The 13,908-nt window shown below is 51.2% G+C and carries 11 protein-coding genes; 6 read left to right on the forward strand and 5 right to left on the reverse strand.

Annotated features, from left to right (window positions below; translation table 11 throughout):
- Positions 1-40: 40 nt before the first annotated feature.
- Positions 41-2,986, reverse strand: a complete 2,946-nt coding sequence (locus M0L20_RS20700) for a TolB-like translocation protein (protein ID WP_248478848.1) — start codon at positions 2,984-2,986, stop codon at positions 41-43.
- A gap of 203 nt (positions 2,987-3,189) precedes the next feature.
- Here M0L20_RS20700 and M0L20_RS20705 point away from each other — a divergent pair, with 203 nt between their 5' ends.
- Positions 3,190-3,597, forward strand: coding sequence for a DUF4332 domain-containing protein (locus M0L20_RS20705; protein ID WP_248478849.1), 408 nt, complete (start codon positions 3,190-3,192; stop codon positions 3,595-3,597).
- A gap of 99 nt (positions 3,598-3,696) precedes the next feature.
- Here the strand turns inward: M0L20_RS20705 and M0L20_RS20710 are convergent, their stop codons facing one another.
- Positions 3,697-5,127: an aldehyde dehydrogenase family protein gene (locus tag M0L20_RS20710; protein ID WP_248478850.1), complete on the reverse strand. Its 1,431-nt coding sequence runs from the start codon at positions 5,125-5,127 to the stop codon at positions 3,697-3,699.
- 122 nt (positions 5,128-5,249) lie between these two features.
- Here M0L20_RS20710 and M0L20_RS20715 point away from each other — a divergent pair, with 122 nt between their 5' ends.
- From M0L20_RS20715 to M0L20_RS20730, 4 genes are all read left to right on the forward strand, one after another.
- On the forward strand, positions 5,250-6,473 hold the full coding sequence (locus tag M0L20_RS20715) for a helix-turn-helix domain-containing protein (RefSeq protein ID WP_248478851.1): 1,224 nt from the start codon (positions 5,250-5,252) through the stop codon (positions 6,471-6,473).
- Between the two features lie 239 nt (positions 6,474-6,712).
- Entirely contained in the window at positions 6,713-7,489 is a 777-nt protein-coding gene (truA, locus tag M0L20_RS20720) for a tRNA pseudouridine(38-40) synthase TruA (RefSeq protein WP_248478852.1), read from the forward strand.
- A 113-nt stretch (positions 7,490-7,602) separates the two neighbouring features.
- Positions 7,603-8,211 (forward strand): nucleotidyltransferase family protein, encoded by a 609-nt coding sequence (locus tag M0L20_RS20725; RefSeq protein WP_262923970.1) that lies wholly within the window; start codon positions 7,603-7,605, stop codon positions 8,209-8,211.
- Between the two features lie 174 nt (positions 8,212-8,385).
- A complete protein-coding gene (locus M0L20_RS20730) occupies positions 8,386-10,707 on the forward strand; it encodes a glycoside hydrolase family 65 protein (RefSeq protein WP_248478853.1) in 2,322 nt (773 codons plus the stop codon).
- 36 nt (positions 10,708-10,743) lie between these two features.
- On the opposite strand, the gene M0L20_RS20735 is transcribed toward M0L20_RS20730, so the two are convergent.
- Positions 10,744-11,151 (reverse strand): hypothetical protein, encoded by a 408-nt coding sequence (locus M0L20_RS20735; RefSeq protein WP_232558506.1) that lies wholly within the window; start codon positions 11,149-11,151, stop codon positions 10,744-10,746.
- A 165-nt stretch (positions 11,152-11,316) separates the two neighbouring features.
- On the opposite strand from M0L20_RS20735, the gene M0L20_RS20740 reads away from it, so the two are divergent.
- Entirely contained in the window at positions 11,317-11,967 is a 651-nt protein-coding gene (locus M0L20_RS20740; RefSeq protein WP_248478854.1) for a class I SAM-dependent methyltransferase, read from the forward strand.
- A gap of 24 nt (positions 11,968-11,991) precedes the next feature.
- On the opposite strand, the gene M0L20_RS20745 is transcribed toward M0L20_RS20740, so the two are convergent.
- Positions 11,992-12,732 (reverse strand): hypothetical protein, encoded by a 741-nt coding sequence (locus tag M0L20_RS20745; RefSeq protein ID WP_248478856.1) that lies wholly within the window; start codon positions 12,730-12,732, stop codon positions 11,992-11,994.
- A 33-nt stretch (positions 12,733-12,765) separates the two neighbouring features.
- Complete coding sequence (locus M0L20_RS20750) at positions 12,766-13,875, reverse strand: AMP-binding protein (RefSeq protein WP_248478858.1); 1,110 nt, start codon at positions 13,873-13,875, stop codon at positions 12,766-12,768.
- Between the last annotated feature and the right edge of the window lie 33 nt (positions 13,876-13,908).

Genomic DNA, 13,908 nt, shown 5'->3' on the forward strand with positions numbered 1-13,908 from the left:
TCGGGTTGGCAAATGAATAATTTGCCAACCCGATAATCGTTTAGAAACCAATATCTATGACGAGCGGCTGAACCAGCCATTGCTGCGTAGTGATGTTGTAAATCGTGCGAAAACCGGCCTCCAATGGCGTCCTTAGCCGAAGTGCGTTGAAGACAAACGACACATCCAAACCCGTTGTTCGATAGCCCTGACGCTCGGTTTGGTACCCGCTCAATCGGCCAAATCGATCGCGCACTTCGATCAGGCTTTGCCCCTCTGCGGCATCAAAAAACCCAGCCGCTTTAATACGCTGAACGTACAGCCAACGCCCCAGCGACCAGTGCGTATCGGCTATCGGCAAGCGGTATTCAACGCTACCAGCCGTGATTTGATCATCACTAATATAAGACTGTCCGCGTGGGTAAAACACCAATGCGCTAAACCGGTATGTACCCCTGGATTGCTCCTGATAGCCACCCCGCAACCGGATAGCCTGGTGTTTTCCAATGCCGGGCAAATACACGTTTCCCTGAATCCCCCACTGTTCGGCGGTTAAGCGCCCCCCGAAAGGTGTCGTTCGCCAGTTGGCCGAAATGGTCTGACCCCAGCGCGGAGCTACGTCGCGTTTACTTTGGCGCAATACTCTTGAATAGCTAAAGCCGTAAGTCAGCGCATTCAGCGAACCTGCCGAACCAACGTCGGTTATGTACCGAAAGGGCAAATCATAGCCCGAAACTTGTAAATAGCTGTAATAAGCGGACAGGTTTAAGCCCTGCATGTATTTCGAATTGGTTAGTTGCAAGGGGAGTCGAATCCCTGCCGTAAGCTGGTTGTACTGCCATTGATCGGAGCGCAGACTATCAGCGGGGGCAACCCGGTCGATGTAGAGCGATGTGTTGCGGTTACCGTGCTGAAAACTCAGGTCAAAAATTGGGTACAGGCCCTGGTAGCTTAGATTGGCGTAGAAGTTTCCGACCCGCTCCGCTTGATTATAGCCATAGCCAACCCCAATCTGGGTAGTACTTAATAAGTCCTGTGAGCTCAAGCCGACCGATAATGCCTGCCCGGTACTGCTGATAGTTGGTCCCCAGCTGTAGACGTTGACCGCGTTGGCCAGCCGTCGAAAACGAGTGGACGGGTAAGGCGCGGATACGGGTACCGAGTCGGTTAAAATTTGGCGGCCCTGGCTTGCCCCCGGTTCTATGCTCGGCAACGAACCAAAGAAGCGAACGGGCTGCACCTGCCCTGGCGCATTCGGGCTGGTAGGAACAGCCTTCCAGTCAGACGAATTCAGCGACATACGGGCAATGCGGTAGCCGGTTGCGGCAAAATCGTCGAAGGCGAGTGCGGTTCCCGATGGCGACACCGTTGCATGATAAGCGGCCAAGGGTCGTGACGTAACCTGAGATACCTGCTTTGTACGGACATTCACGGCGTAGATATTGTCGATACCCGAGCGGGGCGAATTGTAAAAAATATAATCGCGCCAGGGCTGTGGATTACTCAGGTTTTCATTCGCGTACGGCAATAGCTCCGTGCGTGCATTGGTTTCGGTATCGATCGTCAGAATTGTTTTCCGGTTATTTTTGAGCGCAACGACGGATAGCGTCTTATTGTCCGCCAACCAACGGGGATGGAGAAAAAACTCGTTTTCCGGATTGGAAAGTATCTTTACGACCTTTCCCGTTTTGCCGTCCAGCACGAGCAGTTGTGTTTTATACCGCTCCGTATTTTGTACAACCCCAATTTTTGAATTGTCGGGTGACAGCGCAGCCGCAGTGTACCGGGCGCGGTGCGTCAGGCGGGTCACCGTACCGGTTGTCAGGTCGAGCAGCCGAACGTTTGAGTAAATGCGTTGCCCCCAGCGCGGATCATAACCGAATTCAATCCAGCATACCTTGTTGGCAGTTGCCGACAGCATACTCGGATCATTTGGAAAACCCTGCACAAAAATCGTTTTCTCGGTACCGTTTTTCCCTAAAATAACCAGTCGGGGGGTGTCACCAAGCCCGCTTTTCACGCATAGAACCGTTGAATCGGCCAGAAATTGCGGATACTGGTAATTGGTGAATACAGGCCGTTTGCTATCAGCTTTTTCGGCTTCGACCGGAAGCAGAGTCGCGGGAGTGATGGTTAGCCGTTCCTGCTGTTTTTGCCAGCTTTCGGTCAAGTCATCCATCGTTTTGCGGTACAAATCCTCGGTACGCAGTTTCGTTTCGTCTTTTATGCTGGCCGAAAACGCAAACGGCCAGGGAAACCGGCGGTAGTTTCGATTTAGCACCCGGCTCCACACATCGGGACCATACGTACGCTTCAGATAAGTTGTCATGAAGTAGCCAAGCACGTAATGGTTCGGCACGTTATCCCGATACGAACCCCCAACGGCTTTTGGGTAGTCGAAGCGACGACCAGCCAGCAAATTAGCCCGCATGCCTACGTCAAAATTAGGGATACGACCCCGCCCACTCGTACTCAGCAACGTTTCGGTGCTTACCGCATCCCCTTCCGCAAACCAGTCGGGCACCGTCAGCAACGGCAGAAATAAGCCCGAATTACCAAATACGGTATACAGAAATCGACCATACCCCTGCAACGCTTTGTCGTTTTGAACCACATGCCGGTACTCGTGAACGGCCAGTTGATCAAGCCAGTTGAACGTTCCCAGCAAGCCAGGGTCCTGGGGAGGTATCGCAAAAAATTCCGACCGGCGCGGAAACAGCGTGACAAAGCCGTTGCTGTTGGTGGTCTGATTCTGGATCAGCAGCGAAATTCGTCTTGGTTTTTTCTCGAGCGACGCGCTGGCGGGTTCGTACAGGCTTTCGATTCGTTGGGCCGTTCGCTGAGCCGTGGAGTCAAGCCCCCTTGGGTAAAGTACGTTGAAATGAGGGGTTCTCAGCCGATACCAGCGTAGACTGGCTGGATTCTGGTCAAGAACAGGAAAAATTTGGGCTTCCGCCGTGAGCACGACAAGCAGAAGGATAGCGGTAAAAACAGGTCTTCGTAACATGCGTGTCAATGATACGAAGTTTACCGGAAAAACACCTGCTCACTAATTCGTCACCCTGCTCCCGGATACGGAAATAAAGAAGATTATTGGAAAATAATCAACCGTTGAAATAAGTAAACATTATTTTGTATTTAGGCTCGTTACTTTACAATAAATTCTCGTCTAACCCATAGTTATTCAGCAAATCTTACCGGTAACCCCCAATGAGCGTAGCAGTAAACGAACTGAAAGGCAGTACAGACGTTCTGATCAATGCCTTAAAAGCACAGGGTATCACCTATAGCCATGAGCTTCTGGAAGCAACTCGAACACCCAGCGACCGCAAAAAACTGGCGTCACTGCTGGAGACCGATGTAAGTGTAGTTTTAGAGCTGGCGAACCGGGCCGATCTGTCTCGCATTCACGGCGTTGGCGGTGTGTACAGCGACTTGCTGGAAGAAGCCGGCGTGGATACGGTCAAAGAACTGGCTCGGCGTGTCCCCGAAAACTTATTTGCCAAAGTCACTGAGATTAATACTCATAAACAGCTTACCCACCGTCCACCTACACTAGAGCAGCTTTCTGGCTTCATTGAGCAAGCCAGGCATTTACCCGCTGGTTTAGATTATTAATGACAGTAGTACCACCGTAACTTTAAGCAAAGAGCCATTCGCTAGTGAATGGCTCAATTTTTTTTAACGTCGAAGAGCACTGGTCCAAGCCTTTACAGCCTATAAATGCTTCACGATGAAGTTGATGAGTTTCTTTACTTTATCGGTGTAGGGCGGATAGATAAACTTCATCGTACCAAAGTTACGCTGCATCACCCCCCGCTGATTGGAAAATTCCTGAAAGCTGAAATAGCCGTTCGATTTACCCAGACCACTGTTGTTTACGCCCCCAAAAGGTAGCTCAACGTTTCCAAACTGAAGCAACGTATCGTTGATAACCGTATCCCCCGCCGACGTTCGGTCCAAAATGTATTGCGTGTTGTTGCGGTTCCGGCTGTGGATGTAAAGGGCAAGCGGCTTCTCGCGCTGATTGATACGCTGCAAGGCTTCGTCGAGGTTTGTATAGGTACACAAGGGCAATACAGGGCCAAAAATTTCTTCCTGCATGATGCCCATGTCGTCGGTCACCTTGTCGAGAAGAGTGGGTTCAATAAAATTCTGGTCCGCGTTCATCTTCCCGCCCAGTGTAACAAGCGCCCCTTTGGCAACAGCGTCATTCACTAAGGCCCGAATCCGCTCAAAATGGCGCTTATTGACAATCCGGGCGTAACTATCCGACGCTTCGACCGTATCGTTCGTTGGGCTGTACATTTTTCGAACAGCCTCACCAAAGGCTTTTACGAAAGGTTCTTTGATGGATTGATGCACCAGTAAATAATCCGGGGCAATGCAGGTCTGACCGTTATTTAAAAACTTTCCCCAGGCCAACTGCTCGGCGGCCTGACCGATGTTGGCCGATTCATCAACGATAGCGGGAGATTTACCGCCAAGTTCAAGCGTGACCGACGCTAAATGCTTAGCTGCGGCAGCCATGACCACCCGTCCAATAGCCGGACTGCCCGTAAAGAAAATGTGGTTGAAAGGCAATTCCAGCAGCGCCTGCGCCACCTCCGCATCGCCGTCAAAGACGGCTACCTCTTCCGGCGGAAACAGATCGGTAATCATCCGTTTGATCAGGGCAGCCGTATGCGGAGTCAACTCCGACGGTTTTATCATAACCACGTTGCCAGCAGCAATGGCCGACACCAGTGGTCGTATGGTAAGCACGAACGGATAATTCCAGGGCGCGATGATCAATACGTTGCCTTTTGGTTCATGATGCAGATAGCTCGTAGTGCCTATCAGACTCAGAGGAGTTGGCAAACGCTGTGGCTTCATCCACTGCCGAAGACGCTGTGACGTGTATTTGATCTCGGCGTACAGTGACATCAGTTCACCAATCATGACTTCGGCGGAAGGTTTCCGAAAATCATCGTACATAGCCTGCTGAATATCCAGTTGATGCGCCATCACCCACGTCTTGATTCGTGTGATTCGCTCAATCCGATGCTGGGCGGTCGTCAACGCCATTTGACGAGCGTGTTGGCGCTGCCGGGTAAAAACCGTTTTAATCGTTTTGCTGAGGTCGGTTTTAGAAAATACAGTAGTCATGCGGAAGAGCGCGGAGTAACCAGAGGATAGTCTAAAAGTACAAATAATTGGCCAGAAAGCCCGATATTGGCATTTATATCGTGAATCGGCTATCTTAGCTAAAACTTTAGCACCCCAACTGGATGACGCTCGTCAGTGAAAACATCCGCTATCTGCGTAAACTCAACGGGCTAACGCAGGAGCAATTTTCCCGAAAAATAAATATAAAACGTTCGCTCTTGGGCGCTTACGAAGAAGGGCGTGCCAACCCGAATCAGCAAAATATACAGGCGATTGCTAAAGCGTTTAACACGACAGTTGAGTTGCTTACCCGCCAGGACCTGCGCAAAATTCGTGAAACACCCAACCTGAGTATTCCGCTCGGGCAGCCTGCCCGGTTGGCCGATACTAGCATGGGCCGGGGCGAGGGACCGATCATTCGTTCCGACGGTCATATCAATCCAGGTGATGACGATCCGTTTCAGCATCCTGACTTTCCCGATATTTTTTCTCAGCCCGGTGGCGTAGCCCACCCTGCCCCCCAAACGCCCGAACCGCAACCCCTTTCATCGGTACTGAACAAATACTACCGACCTCAGGAAGCCGTTCGGTCGGCTCCGACTCCACCCGTCATTACGCCCCCGGTGCACCCGACGCAGGAAAGGCCAATTCATGAGCGGGCACAACCCGTAAATTTCCAGCCCGTTCAGACCGAAGCACCGGGCCGCTCGCCCGTTGATCGGTTGTTTGGCAACGCAGACGGACATACCACGACCTCGGCGTTGAACCGCCCCTCGGAACCGCTGACCTTTAATAATGTTTACGAAGGCTCTGGACGCTTTGGCGATACGACGGCCAGCCGCCCGGTCCCTCCTCAAGCCATCGCTCCAACGATCCCGGTGGTCATGCAACCGCAGTTTGCGGAATACAGTCAACGGTACCAGCAATCCGATTTTCTGCACCGGCTTCCGGCTATGCATTTACCGACACTACCGGAAGGAAACTACCGGGCTTTTGAAGCGGGTGATGACTTTGTGTTTCCGGGTGCGCTGTTGGTGGGTCAGTTTGTCCGGAACTGGTTTGACATTGCCGACGGAAAGTTGTACGTACTGCTTACCCAACACCCCCGCCCCGACGGGACCGGCGTTTTATGCCGCCGGGTCTACAATCAGGTGAAAATCAAGGGAACATTGCTACTCACGGTTGATAAGGCGGGGATTCCTAATCAGGAAGTGGCGCTGAAAGATGTGGTGGAAGTCTGGGAAATACGGGCCTTCGTGAGTCAGCAGATGCCAGCCCCACTACCAAACACAGACCGACTAAAACAGCTGGTTGATGAGTTACGCTTTGAAGTGGATCGTCTGTAAAAACGCATCGGTACCGTTACCTCACTATTGAGTCTATTTGACTCGCTTCCGTAACGCAATGATTGAGCGGAGGGTTAGCACTACCGAGTGCAGTGGTATGGTATGCATACTAATTCGCAATCAACTTCCGTTCTTTCCTCTTTTGATGAGGGCTTTAGGTAGGGGTCGAAAGGGCTTTACACTAAAGCCCTTTCCTATTGGGGCAAAAGCGCAGATCGCTTTGTATTTTTGCCCTTCATATGCGTTATTTTCTCGAATTAGCTTATCGGGGTACAACATACCACGGCTGGCAACGCCAACCAAACGGCTTAAGCGTACAGGAAGTACTGGAGACAGCTCTGACCACCGTTTTTCGGCAGCCGATCGCTATTGTGGGCAGTGGCCGGACCGATACCGGCGTTCATGCGGGCCAGCAGTTTGCCCACTTCGAAATAGAGGGTTCGTTGCCCAAGAATTTGCTCCGCTCACTGAATAGCCTCATCCCGAATGACGTCGCCGTCTATGACTGCTTCCCGGTTCGGGCCGACGATCATGCCCGGTATACGGCTACCTATCGGTATTATCAATATTCAATTATTCGCCGTAAAGACCCTTTTCGGGACGGTTTAGCCTATGTTTTTACCTTACCGCTTGACATTGACCGAATGAATCAGGCGGCCGAACGGCTCCTGCACCACACTGACTTCGAAAGTTTTAGTAAAGTAAAAACAGACGTTAAAACATTTAACTGTCAAATTGACTTTGCTTATTGGATCGCTGATGCAGCCGGGAATCTAATGTTTCATATCAAAGCAAACCGGTTTTTGCGGGGTATGGTCCGAGCAATTGTCGGTACACTGCTGGACGTGGGACAAGGCCGACTCAGCGTTGCCGGTTTCGAGGCAATCATTCTCGACAGAGATCGTAAGAAAGCCGGACGCGCGGCTCCCGCTGATGGCTTGTCATTAGTCGAAGTTGGGTATCCAGCCGAAGTGTTTGGTCAGCGAACAATCCTCTTGGCTAATACCATTGTTTAAGTAAAGCACACACGCAACGTAAAAACATACACAAAGAGACAACAGTAATTGAGCTGGGTGCTTGTTCACTTCTCTTTTTGGCTCTTTTACTTTGTCTACAAACATAAATTCTCTTGGAGATTGGAACGATTATACTGGCGGCAGGTGCTTCATCCCGCATGGGTGGCGAGCCAAAGCAGTTGTTAACCTATAAAGGTCAATCGCTTATTCGCCGGATTACGGACACCGCGCTGGCCCTACAAAAGGGACCGGTCGTTGTTGTTCTCGGTGCTAACCGCGAACGCATTGTGCCCGAACTGGCGGGTCTTCCCGTAACGATTGTCGATAATGCAGCCTGGCAAACGGGTATGGCCTCGTCGCTCAAAACCGGGCTGGCGGCCCTTTATTTAACGAATAAATCCATCAAGGCTGTCATGGTGCTGCTGACCGATCAGCCGCTCGTATCGGTTGGACTGCTGCAATACATGCTCGAACGCTATACCGCCGAAAACAAAGGGATCGTAGCCTGCCGTTACGATGATCAGCTAGGAGTCCCGGCACTCTTCGACCGGCGTTACATCGAGCAAATGTTGAAACTGGAAGGCGACAAGGGAGCCAAATGGGTGATTATCAAACACCGCCAGGATTGCGTCGAAGTGCCGTTTGAAGCGGGCGCTATCGACCTGGATTCCAAACGCGATGTCGAGCTGTTCAGCTTAGCTCAGTCGGGCCTTACGCAGTAGAGAAAATGCGGAAATTACTTATTTTTGCCCGGTACAACTGACTCGGCTTGAGTTGGTAGCCCTTGGGCGATTTTCCATAAAATACGTGTAAACTACCATAAACCCCCGACGCCTTGCCGTCAAGCGGTGGGCTGTACGTTACCTGGCAGCCGATTGCTTTTAACCTGTGACTGAATGAAAAATTACATTACTCAAGACCCTTGGTGTATTATCGAAGATGGGTTTCACCATCAGTACAACGAAATAAGTGAAAGTGTAATGTCCCTGGGTAACGGTCGCTTTGGCCAGCGGGGCAATTTTGAAGAGAAATTTACGGGTCGAACGCTTCAGGGAAATTATGTAGCGGGCGTTTATTATCCCGACAAGACCCGCGTCGGCTGGTGGAAAAATGGCTACCCCGAGTACTTCGCAAAAGTGCTCAATGCCGCCAACTGGATTGGTATCGATATCGATATTGAATACGAATCCCTTGATCTTAACCAGTGTGAGGTTCGTAACTTTCGGCGGGTGTTGAACATGCAGGAAGGCTACCTCGAACGTTCTTTCGTGGCCGTCCTCAAAAGTGGCAAAGAATTACAGGTCAACTCGAAACGGTTCTGCTCGATTGTTGACGACGAAGCCGGGGCGATTCGCTACGCCATCAAACCGCTCAACTTCGACGCCAAGATTACGCTTACTCCTTACCTCGACGGTGCCATTCGCAACCGGGATGCCAACTACGACGAAACGTTCTGGGATGAAGTGCGCAAAGAAACGGGTTATGGCGAAGCGTTCATCGAGTTGCGGACCCGTAAAACCGGCTTTCACGTAGCGACTGGCATGTGCGTTGAGATCGAGCAGGACGGCGTCAAGGTAGATTACCAGTCGCAGCCGATCAAGCACGAAAAATACGTTGCCAATCGCATGACGCTCGATTGTCGGCAAGGCCAGGAGACGGTAATTTACAAGTACGCCGTCAACCTGTCGTCCCTAAACTACGATCCGGATACGATTACTAAAGAAGCGCACTACAGCCTGCAACGGATTAGCCGAAAAGGGTTTGACAAGATGCTATTCGAGCAGATGCAGGCATGGGCAGACAAATGGAAAACAAACGACATCATTATTGACGGTGATGTTGCCGCTCAGCAAGGCATCCGGTTTAATATTTTCCAGCTCAACCAGACCTATACGGGCGAAGATGAACGGCTGAACATTGGTCCTAAAGGCTTTACGGGCGAGAAGTACGGTGGCTCAACCTACTGGGATACCGAAGCGTATTGCTTACCGTTCTACCTGTCGACGGCGGATCAGAAAGTGGCCAAGAACCTGCTGGTCTACCGGTTCAAACAGTTGGGTAAAGCCGTTGAGAATGCAAAGAAATTGGGGTTCCGGGCAGGAGCCGCGCTGTACCCGATGGTAACCATGAATGGCGAAGAAAGCCATAACGAGTGGGAGATCACCTTTGAAGAAATTCACCGGAATGGAGCTATCGCTTACGCTATCTACGATTACGTACGCTACACAGGCGACAAGCAATATCTTGTTGATTACGGCCTCGAAGTGCTTATTGCCATCAGCCGTTTCTGGAGCCAGCGCGTTAACTGGTCGCAGGCGAAACAGCAGTATGTTATGCTGGGCGTGACGGGTCCCAACGAATACGAAAACAACGTCAACAACAACTGGTATACGAGTTATATCGCAGCCTGGACCCTACGGTACACCATTCAGGCCGTCGAGATCGTCAAATCACTGGACGCTGAAAAGTACGCTGAACTGATTGATCGGATTCACTTCCGGGAAGAGAAAGAAATGGCAACCGTCCGGCAGATCATCGACAAGATTTACCTGCCACAAGACGATGAACGCGGCATTTTTCTGCAACAGGAAGGCTTTTTGGACAAAGATTTAATGCCCGTTTCTGATATTCCGAAAGGACAACGGCCTATTAATCAGCACTGGTCGTGGGATCGGATTCTGCGTTCGTGCTTTATTAAGCAAGCTGACGTTCTTCAGGGGCTGTATTTCTTCGAAGACGAATTCGACACCGATACGATCCAGCGTAATTTTGCATTTTACGAGCCGATGACCGTCCACGAATCATCGCTCTCGCCCTGCGTACACAGCATTCTGGCATCGAGATTAGGCATGCGCGACAAAGCGTACGAAATGTATCTGCGCACCGCCCGACTCGACCTTGACGATTATAACAACGACACTGAAGACGGTTGCCACATCACGAGTATGGCCGGTACCTGGCTCGCTGTCGTAAAAGGGTTTGGCGGCCTGCGCGTAGAAAACGACCAACTGGTGCTGAATCCGTACTGCCCCGACCAATGGCAGTCGCTGGCCTTTAAAATCAGGTTCCGGGGGGCGTTACTTCAAATCACCACGACACAGTCGGACGTAACGGTTCAAAACTTTTCGGCACAACCCGTATTGCTTCAGGTACACGGCGAAGAGACGCTCCTGAAAGGACAAAGTAAGCACACCGTCAAAACGTCAGTTGACGCATAGCACGCACAGGGGCAGGTTTATCCTGCCCCTGCTGATTTATTTGCTGAGCCCTTCCGAGCCTTCGCCAAGTGGCTCGTCACTGGTAAAAATTGTAAACGATGTCAGCGGTATCAGTTCGCCCACCGGTGTCATGCTTGGGTCTTCGTCGAAATCGAACCGAATCGATACGGGCTTTTCATTTCGCAAAACGTCGTAATAATTCGGAAATTCGGCGATTGGAATCGTAGTACTTCCCCGGAAAGCACCCGTTTTCAGTTTCTCAATCATCCCGGTTGAAGCGTATTTAGCCTCAGCTACGAAACTCAGGCTGTAAAATTCCAGCGGTCCTGCATTAGCCTTAAACCGCAAATGAATAAATCGTTGTCGATACGGTGTTTGACTTTGGTTATTTCCATGCACAAAAAGCACGGAATAGGTTGAAATTTCAGCTGTGAAGGTTGCCATGGAAGAAAAATGATACAGGATTTGGTGTGGTAATGTATTATCGTTTACATAAGTAACCAAAATAGCTTTAGCGTACGGTTTGTTTGTAGGCTAATTGGTCACATACATAGAATCGAAATTCATTACCTATAACCTTAAAGTACCGGCTTTTGTCTTTTTGCTGCGATGAAGAAAATCACCAGATCCAACGTTGGTTTTGATTGGGTTGCCCCCATCTACGATCAATTAGCCTCCGCTGTTTTTGGCAAGAAGCTGCAAAAGGCTCAACTAACGTTCCTGACCGACATTCCTGAAGCGGCATCGATTCTTTTGGTTGGGGGTGGTACGGGCTGGTTACTCGAGCAGATCCTGGTTCAGTGTAAGCCCAGGCGAGTTCTTTACTTGGAAGCATCGGCAAAAATGGTCGCCCTCGCGAGTCGGCGAATGGCGCAGAAACCCCTGCCGGGTACGGTCGAATTCCGGGTCGATGATCAGCTAAGCCTGCACCCGAACGAGCAATTTGACGTGGTTATCACGCCCTTTTTGCTCGATCTGTTTACCGAAAAAACAGTGCAGTCGTGGTTAATTCCTCGCCTGCGTCATGCGCTTCGACCCAACGGGCGCTGGCTTATTACGGATTTTGTGCAAACCCGCGTTTGGTGGCAGATCGTGTTATTATGGACGATGATCCACTTTTTCCGGCTTGCGGCAAACATTCAAACAAAACAATTAGTGGATTGGCCGCGGCTTCTGGCCGAAAGCGGGTTAGCGCTCGAAAAGCGCCAGACACACGTAGCGGGTATGGTTGTCGCTGATGTCTGGAGAATTACGGCTTGACTTTACGTTGTTCCGACGCAAAAACTACAGCGTCCGAAGCATCTTTGTCAATGAAGTAAATTCGCCTACATCGTACCATTCTTCGTCTCCCAGGTTAAGCCACTGTCCGTCACGTCTGGGACGCTTCGTCTCAGCTTCATCGGGTTCGTAATCATGATTGTATACCTCGGCCATTACGTGCTGTAAGGTTGTCCAGGGCAGTGTTTTCGTGGATTCACGCCGGTTTTGACTGGTTACGATCTTGACCGTCCGTTCGACAAATGAAGCAATTAGCCGAATCTCGGTTTCCGATTGGCGGTTCGTCAAATCGAGGTATGTTAACTCAAAGGGGCGCTCGCGTTCAATCGCTTCGTAGGATGCCTGAATCAGTTCCTGCATCAGGTATTGCCAGCTATCCGCATTTTTTGGCCGTCCTCTTCGCAGACTACCATTATCTGGTTCAACCGAGATTTCCCAATAGTCATCGTCTTCGTCCAGTTCCTCTTCCGAAAAAAGATCCAGTTTCGTTTTGTTGACCAGTTCCGTTACGGTTTGCAGCCATGCCTTCGGTAACTGCCCCGACCACATGAAATCGTCGTCCCGTGTGTATCCTTCGGCAATCAGTTCATCATCATCAATACTATCGCGATCGGGATAAGTGATAGACAGTTTGATGTCCAGCGACTTGTTCGCCAACGAGCGCGCCGTCAGCGTGTAAAAGTAAGCGTAAGGCGCGGGCAACGACCGGGCGGTTTGGTAGCGAATTTGAATAGTATTGAACGACATGCTTTTTTGTGCGCAGGACAACGAGCCGCAAAGTTAACGGATTCGGGCAATTGTGGCATTGCGATCAATCTTTCCGGTCGATGTCTCGGCCAATTCAGGAACAACCACCATGTCTTTGGGCACCGCATACGGTCCGAGCTGAAGCCGGATCGACTCCTGAACGGTCTGAAACTGCTCGGGGCTTAATGCGCGTTGTTCAAGCACCAGAACGACCCGTTGACCAAGCCTCTCATCCGGCATAGCCGCAACAAACAAGCGGGGCACCCAACTAGCCTGGTCCTCTCCGGGAGAGGCAGTACCAGCTTGGCTGTATATCGCCAGTGCTTCCTGTGCCACGCGCTCTACTTGTTCCGGCTGTATTTTTACGCCACCGCTGTTGATGATCGTATCGGCCCGCCCCAGCAGTTGAAATTGCGTTGGGCTGGCTTGGCTACGAAATTCGACCACATCGTTTGTTTGAACCTGCTCAAAATTGGTCGCAGCCGATGTAATATGTAGACACCCGCGCTCATCGACACCCAGTTCGACCCCGTCCAGTGCCGTAAACCAACGGCTTCGCTCCTGACCATTGAGCCGGCGCAATGCAATATGCGACACCGTTTCGGTCATGCCGTAGGTCGCAAGAACAGGCGCTTTTATAAGCTGCAACTCGCGTTCAAGCAAAGGGCTGGTAGCCGCTCCCCCAACCAGAACTGCTTTCATGGTATTCAGGATGGAAAGCTTTTCCGGAGTTGCTTCCAGAATCGTTTGCAGTTGTAAAGGCACCAGCGCCGTAAAGTCGAAGTGTGTACCCGGCGAATCAAAAAGAGCCAGCGGATTGCCCGACGGCTCCTGAATCGTCATGGGCATCCCCAGTTCGAGTCCGCGCACCAGCATCATAACCCCGGCTACGTAGCGCGTATTCAGACAGACCAGCGCCTTGTCCCCTGGTTGAAGGCCAAGCACACGACCCGTTAGTTGCGCACTCGCCCGCATCTGCGCCCGCGTGAGGACAATTGGCTTAGGCGTACCCGTTGACCCCGACGTGTGCAGCGTGAAACTCGACTGGTGGCTTAACCAGGCCCGACAAAACGCCTGTGTCTGCGCTTCGTAGTCAGTCAGGGGGTCGGGCCAGTTATCGGGGAACGTAGGGTCTAAAACCATTGCGTCAGAAAAGCCAGTGAGCGCTAATCGGTT

It is taken from the genome of Spirosoma liriopis (genome assembly GCF_023196085.1).
GTDB lineage: Bacteria > Bacteroidota > Bacteroidia > Cytophagales > Spirosomataceae > Spirosoma > Spirosoma oryzicola.

Excerpts from the sequence above, each read along its gene's own strand:
- M0L20_RS20700 (WP_248478848.1), bottom strand. The coding sequence starts at position 2,986 with ATGTTACGAAGACCTGTTTTTACCGCTATCCTTCTGCTTGTCGTGCTC.
- M0L20_RS20705 (WP_248478849.1), top strand. The coding sequence starts at position 3,190 with ATGAGCGTAGCAGTAAACGAACTGAAAGGCAGTACAGACGTTCTGATC.
- M0L20_RS20710 (WP_248478850.1), bottom strand. The coding sequence starts at position 5,127 with ATGACTACTGTATTTTCTAAAACCGACCTCAGCAAAACGATTAAAACG.
- M0L20_RS20715 (WP_248478851.1), top strand. The coding sequence starts at position 5,250 with ATGACGCTCGTCAGTGAAAACATCCGCTATCTGCGTAAACTCAACGGG.
- truA (WP_248478852.1), top strand. The coding sequence starts at position 6,713 with ATGCGTTATTTTCTCGAATTAGCTTATCGGGGTACAACATACCACGGC.
- M0L20_RS20730 (WP_248478853.1), top strand. The coding sequence starts at position 8,386 with ATGAAAAATTACATTACTCAAGACCCTTGGTGTATTATCGAAGATGGG.
- M0L20_RS20735 (WP_232558506.1), bottom strand. The coding sequence starts at position 11,151 with ATGGCAACCTTCACAGCTGAAATTTCAACCTATTCCGTGCTTTTTGTG.
- M0L20_RS20740 (WP_248478854.1), top strand. The coding sequence starts at position 11,317 with ATGAAGAAAATCACCAGATCCAACGTTGGTTTTGATTGGGTTGCCCCC.
- M0L20_RS20745 (WP_248478856.1), bottom strand. The coding sequence starts at position 12,732 with ATGTCGTTCAATACTATTCAAATTCGCTACCAAACCGCCCGGTCGTTG.
- M0L20_RS20750 (WP_248478858.1), bottom strand. The coding sequence starts at position 13,875 with ATGGTTTTAGACCCTACGTTCCCCGATAACTGGCCCGACCCCCTGACT.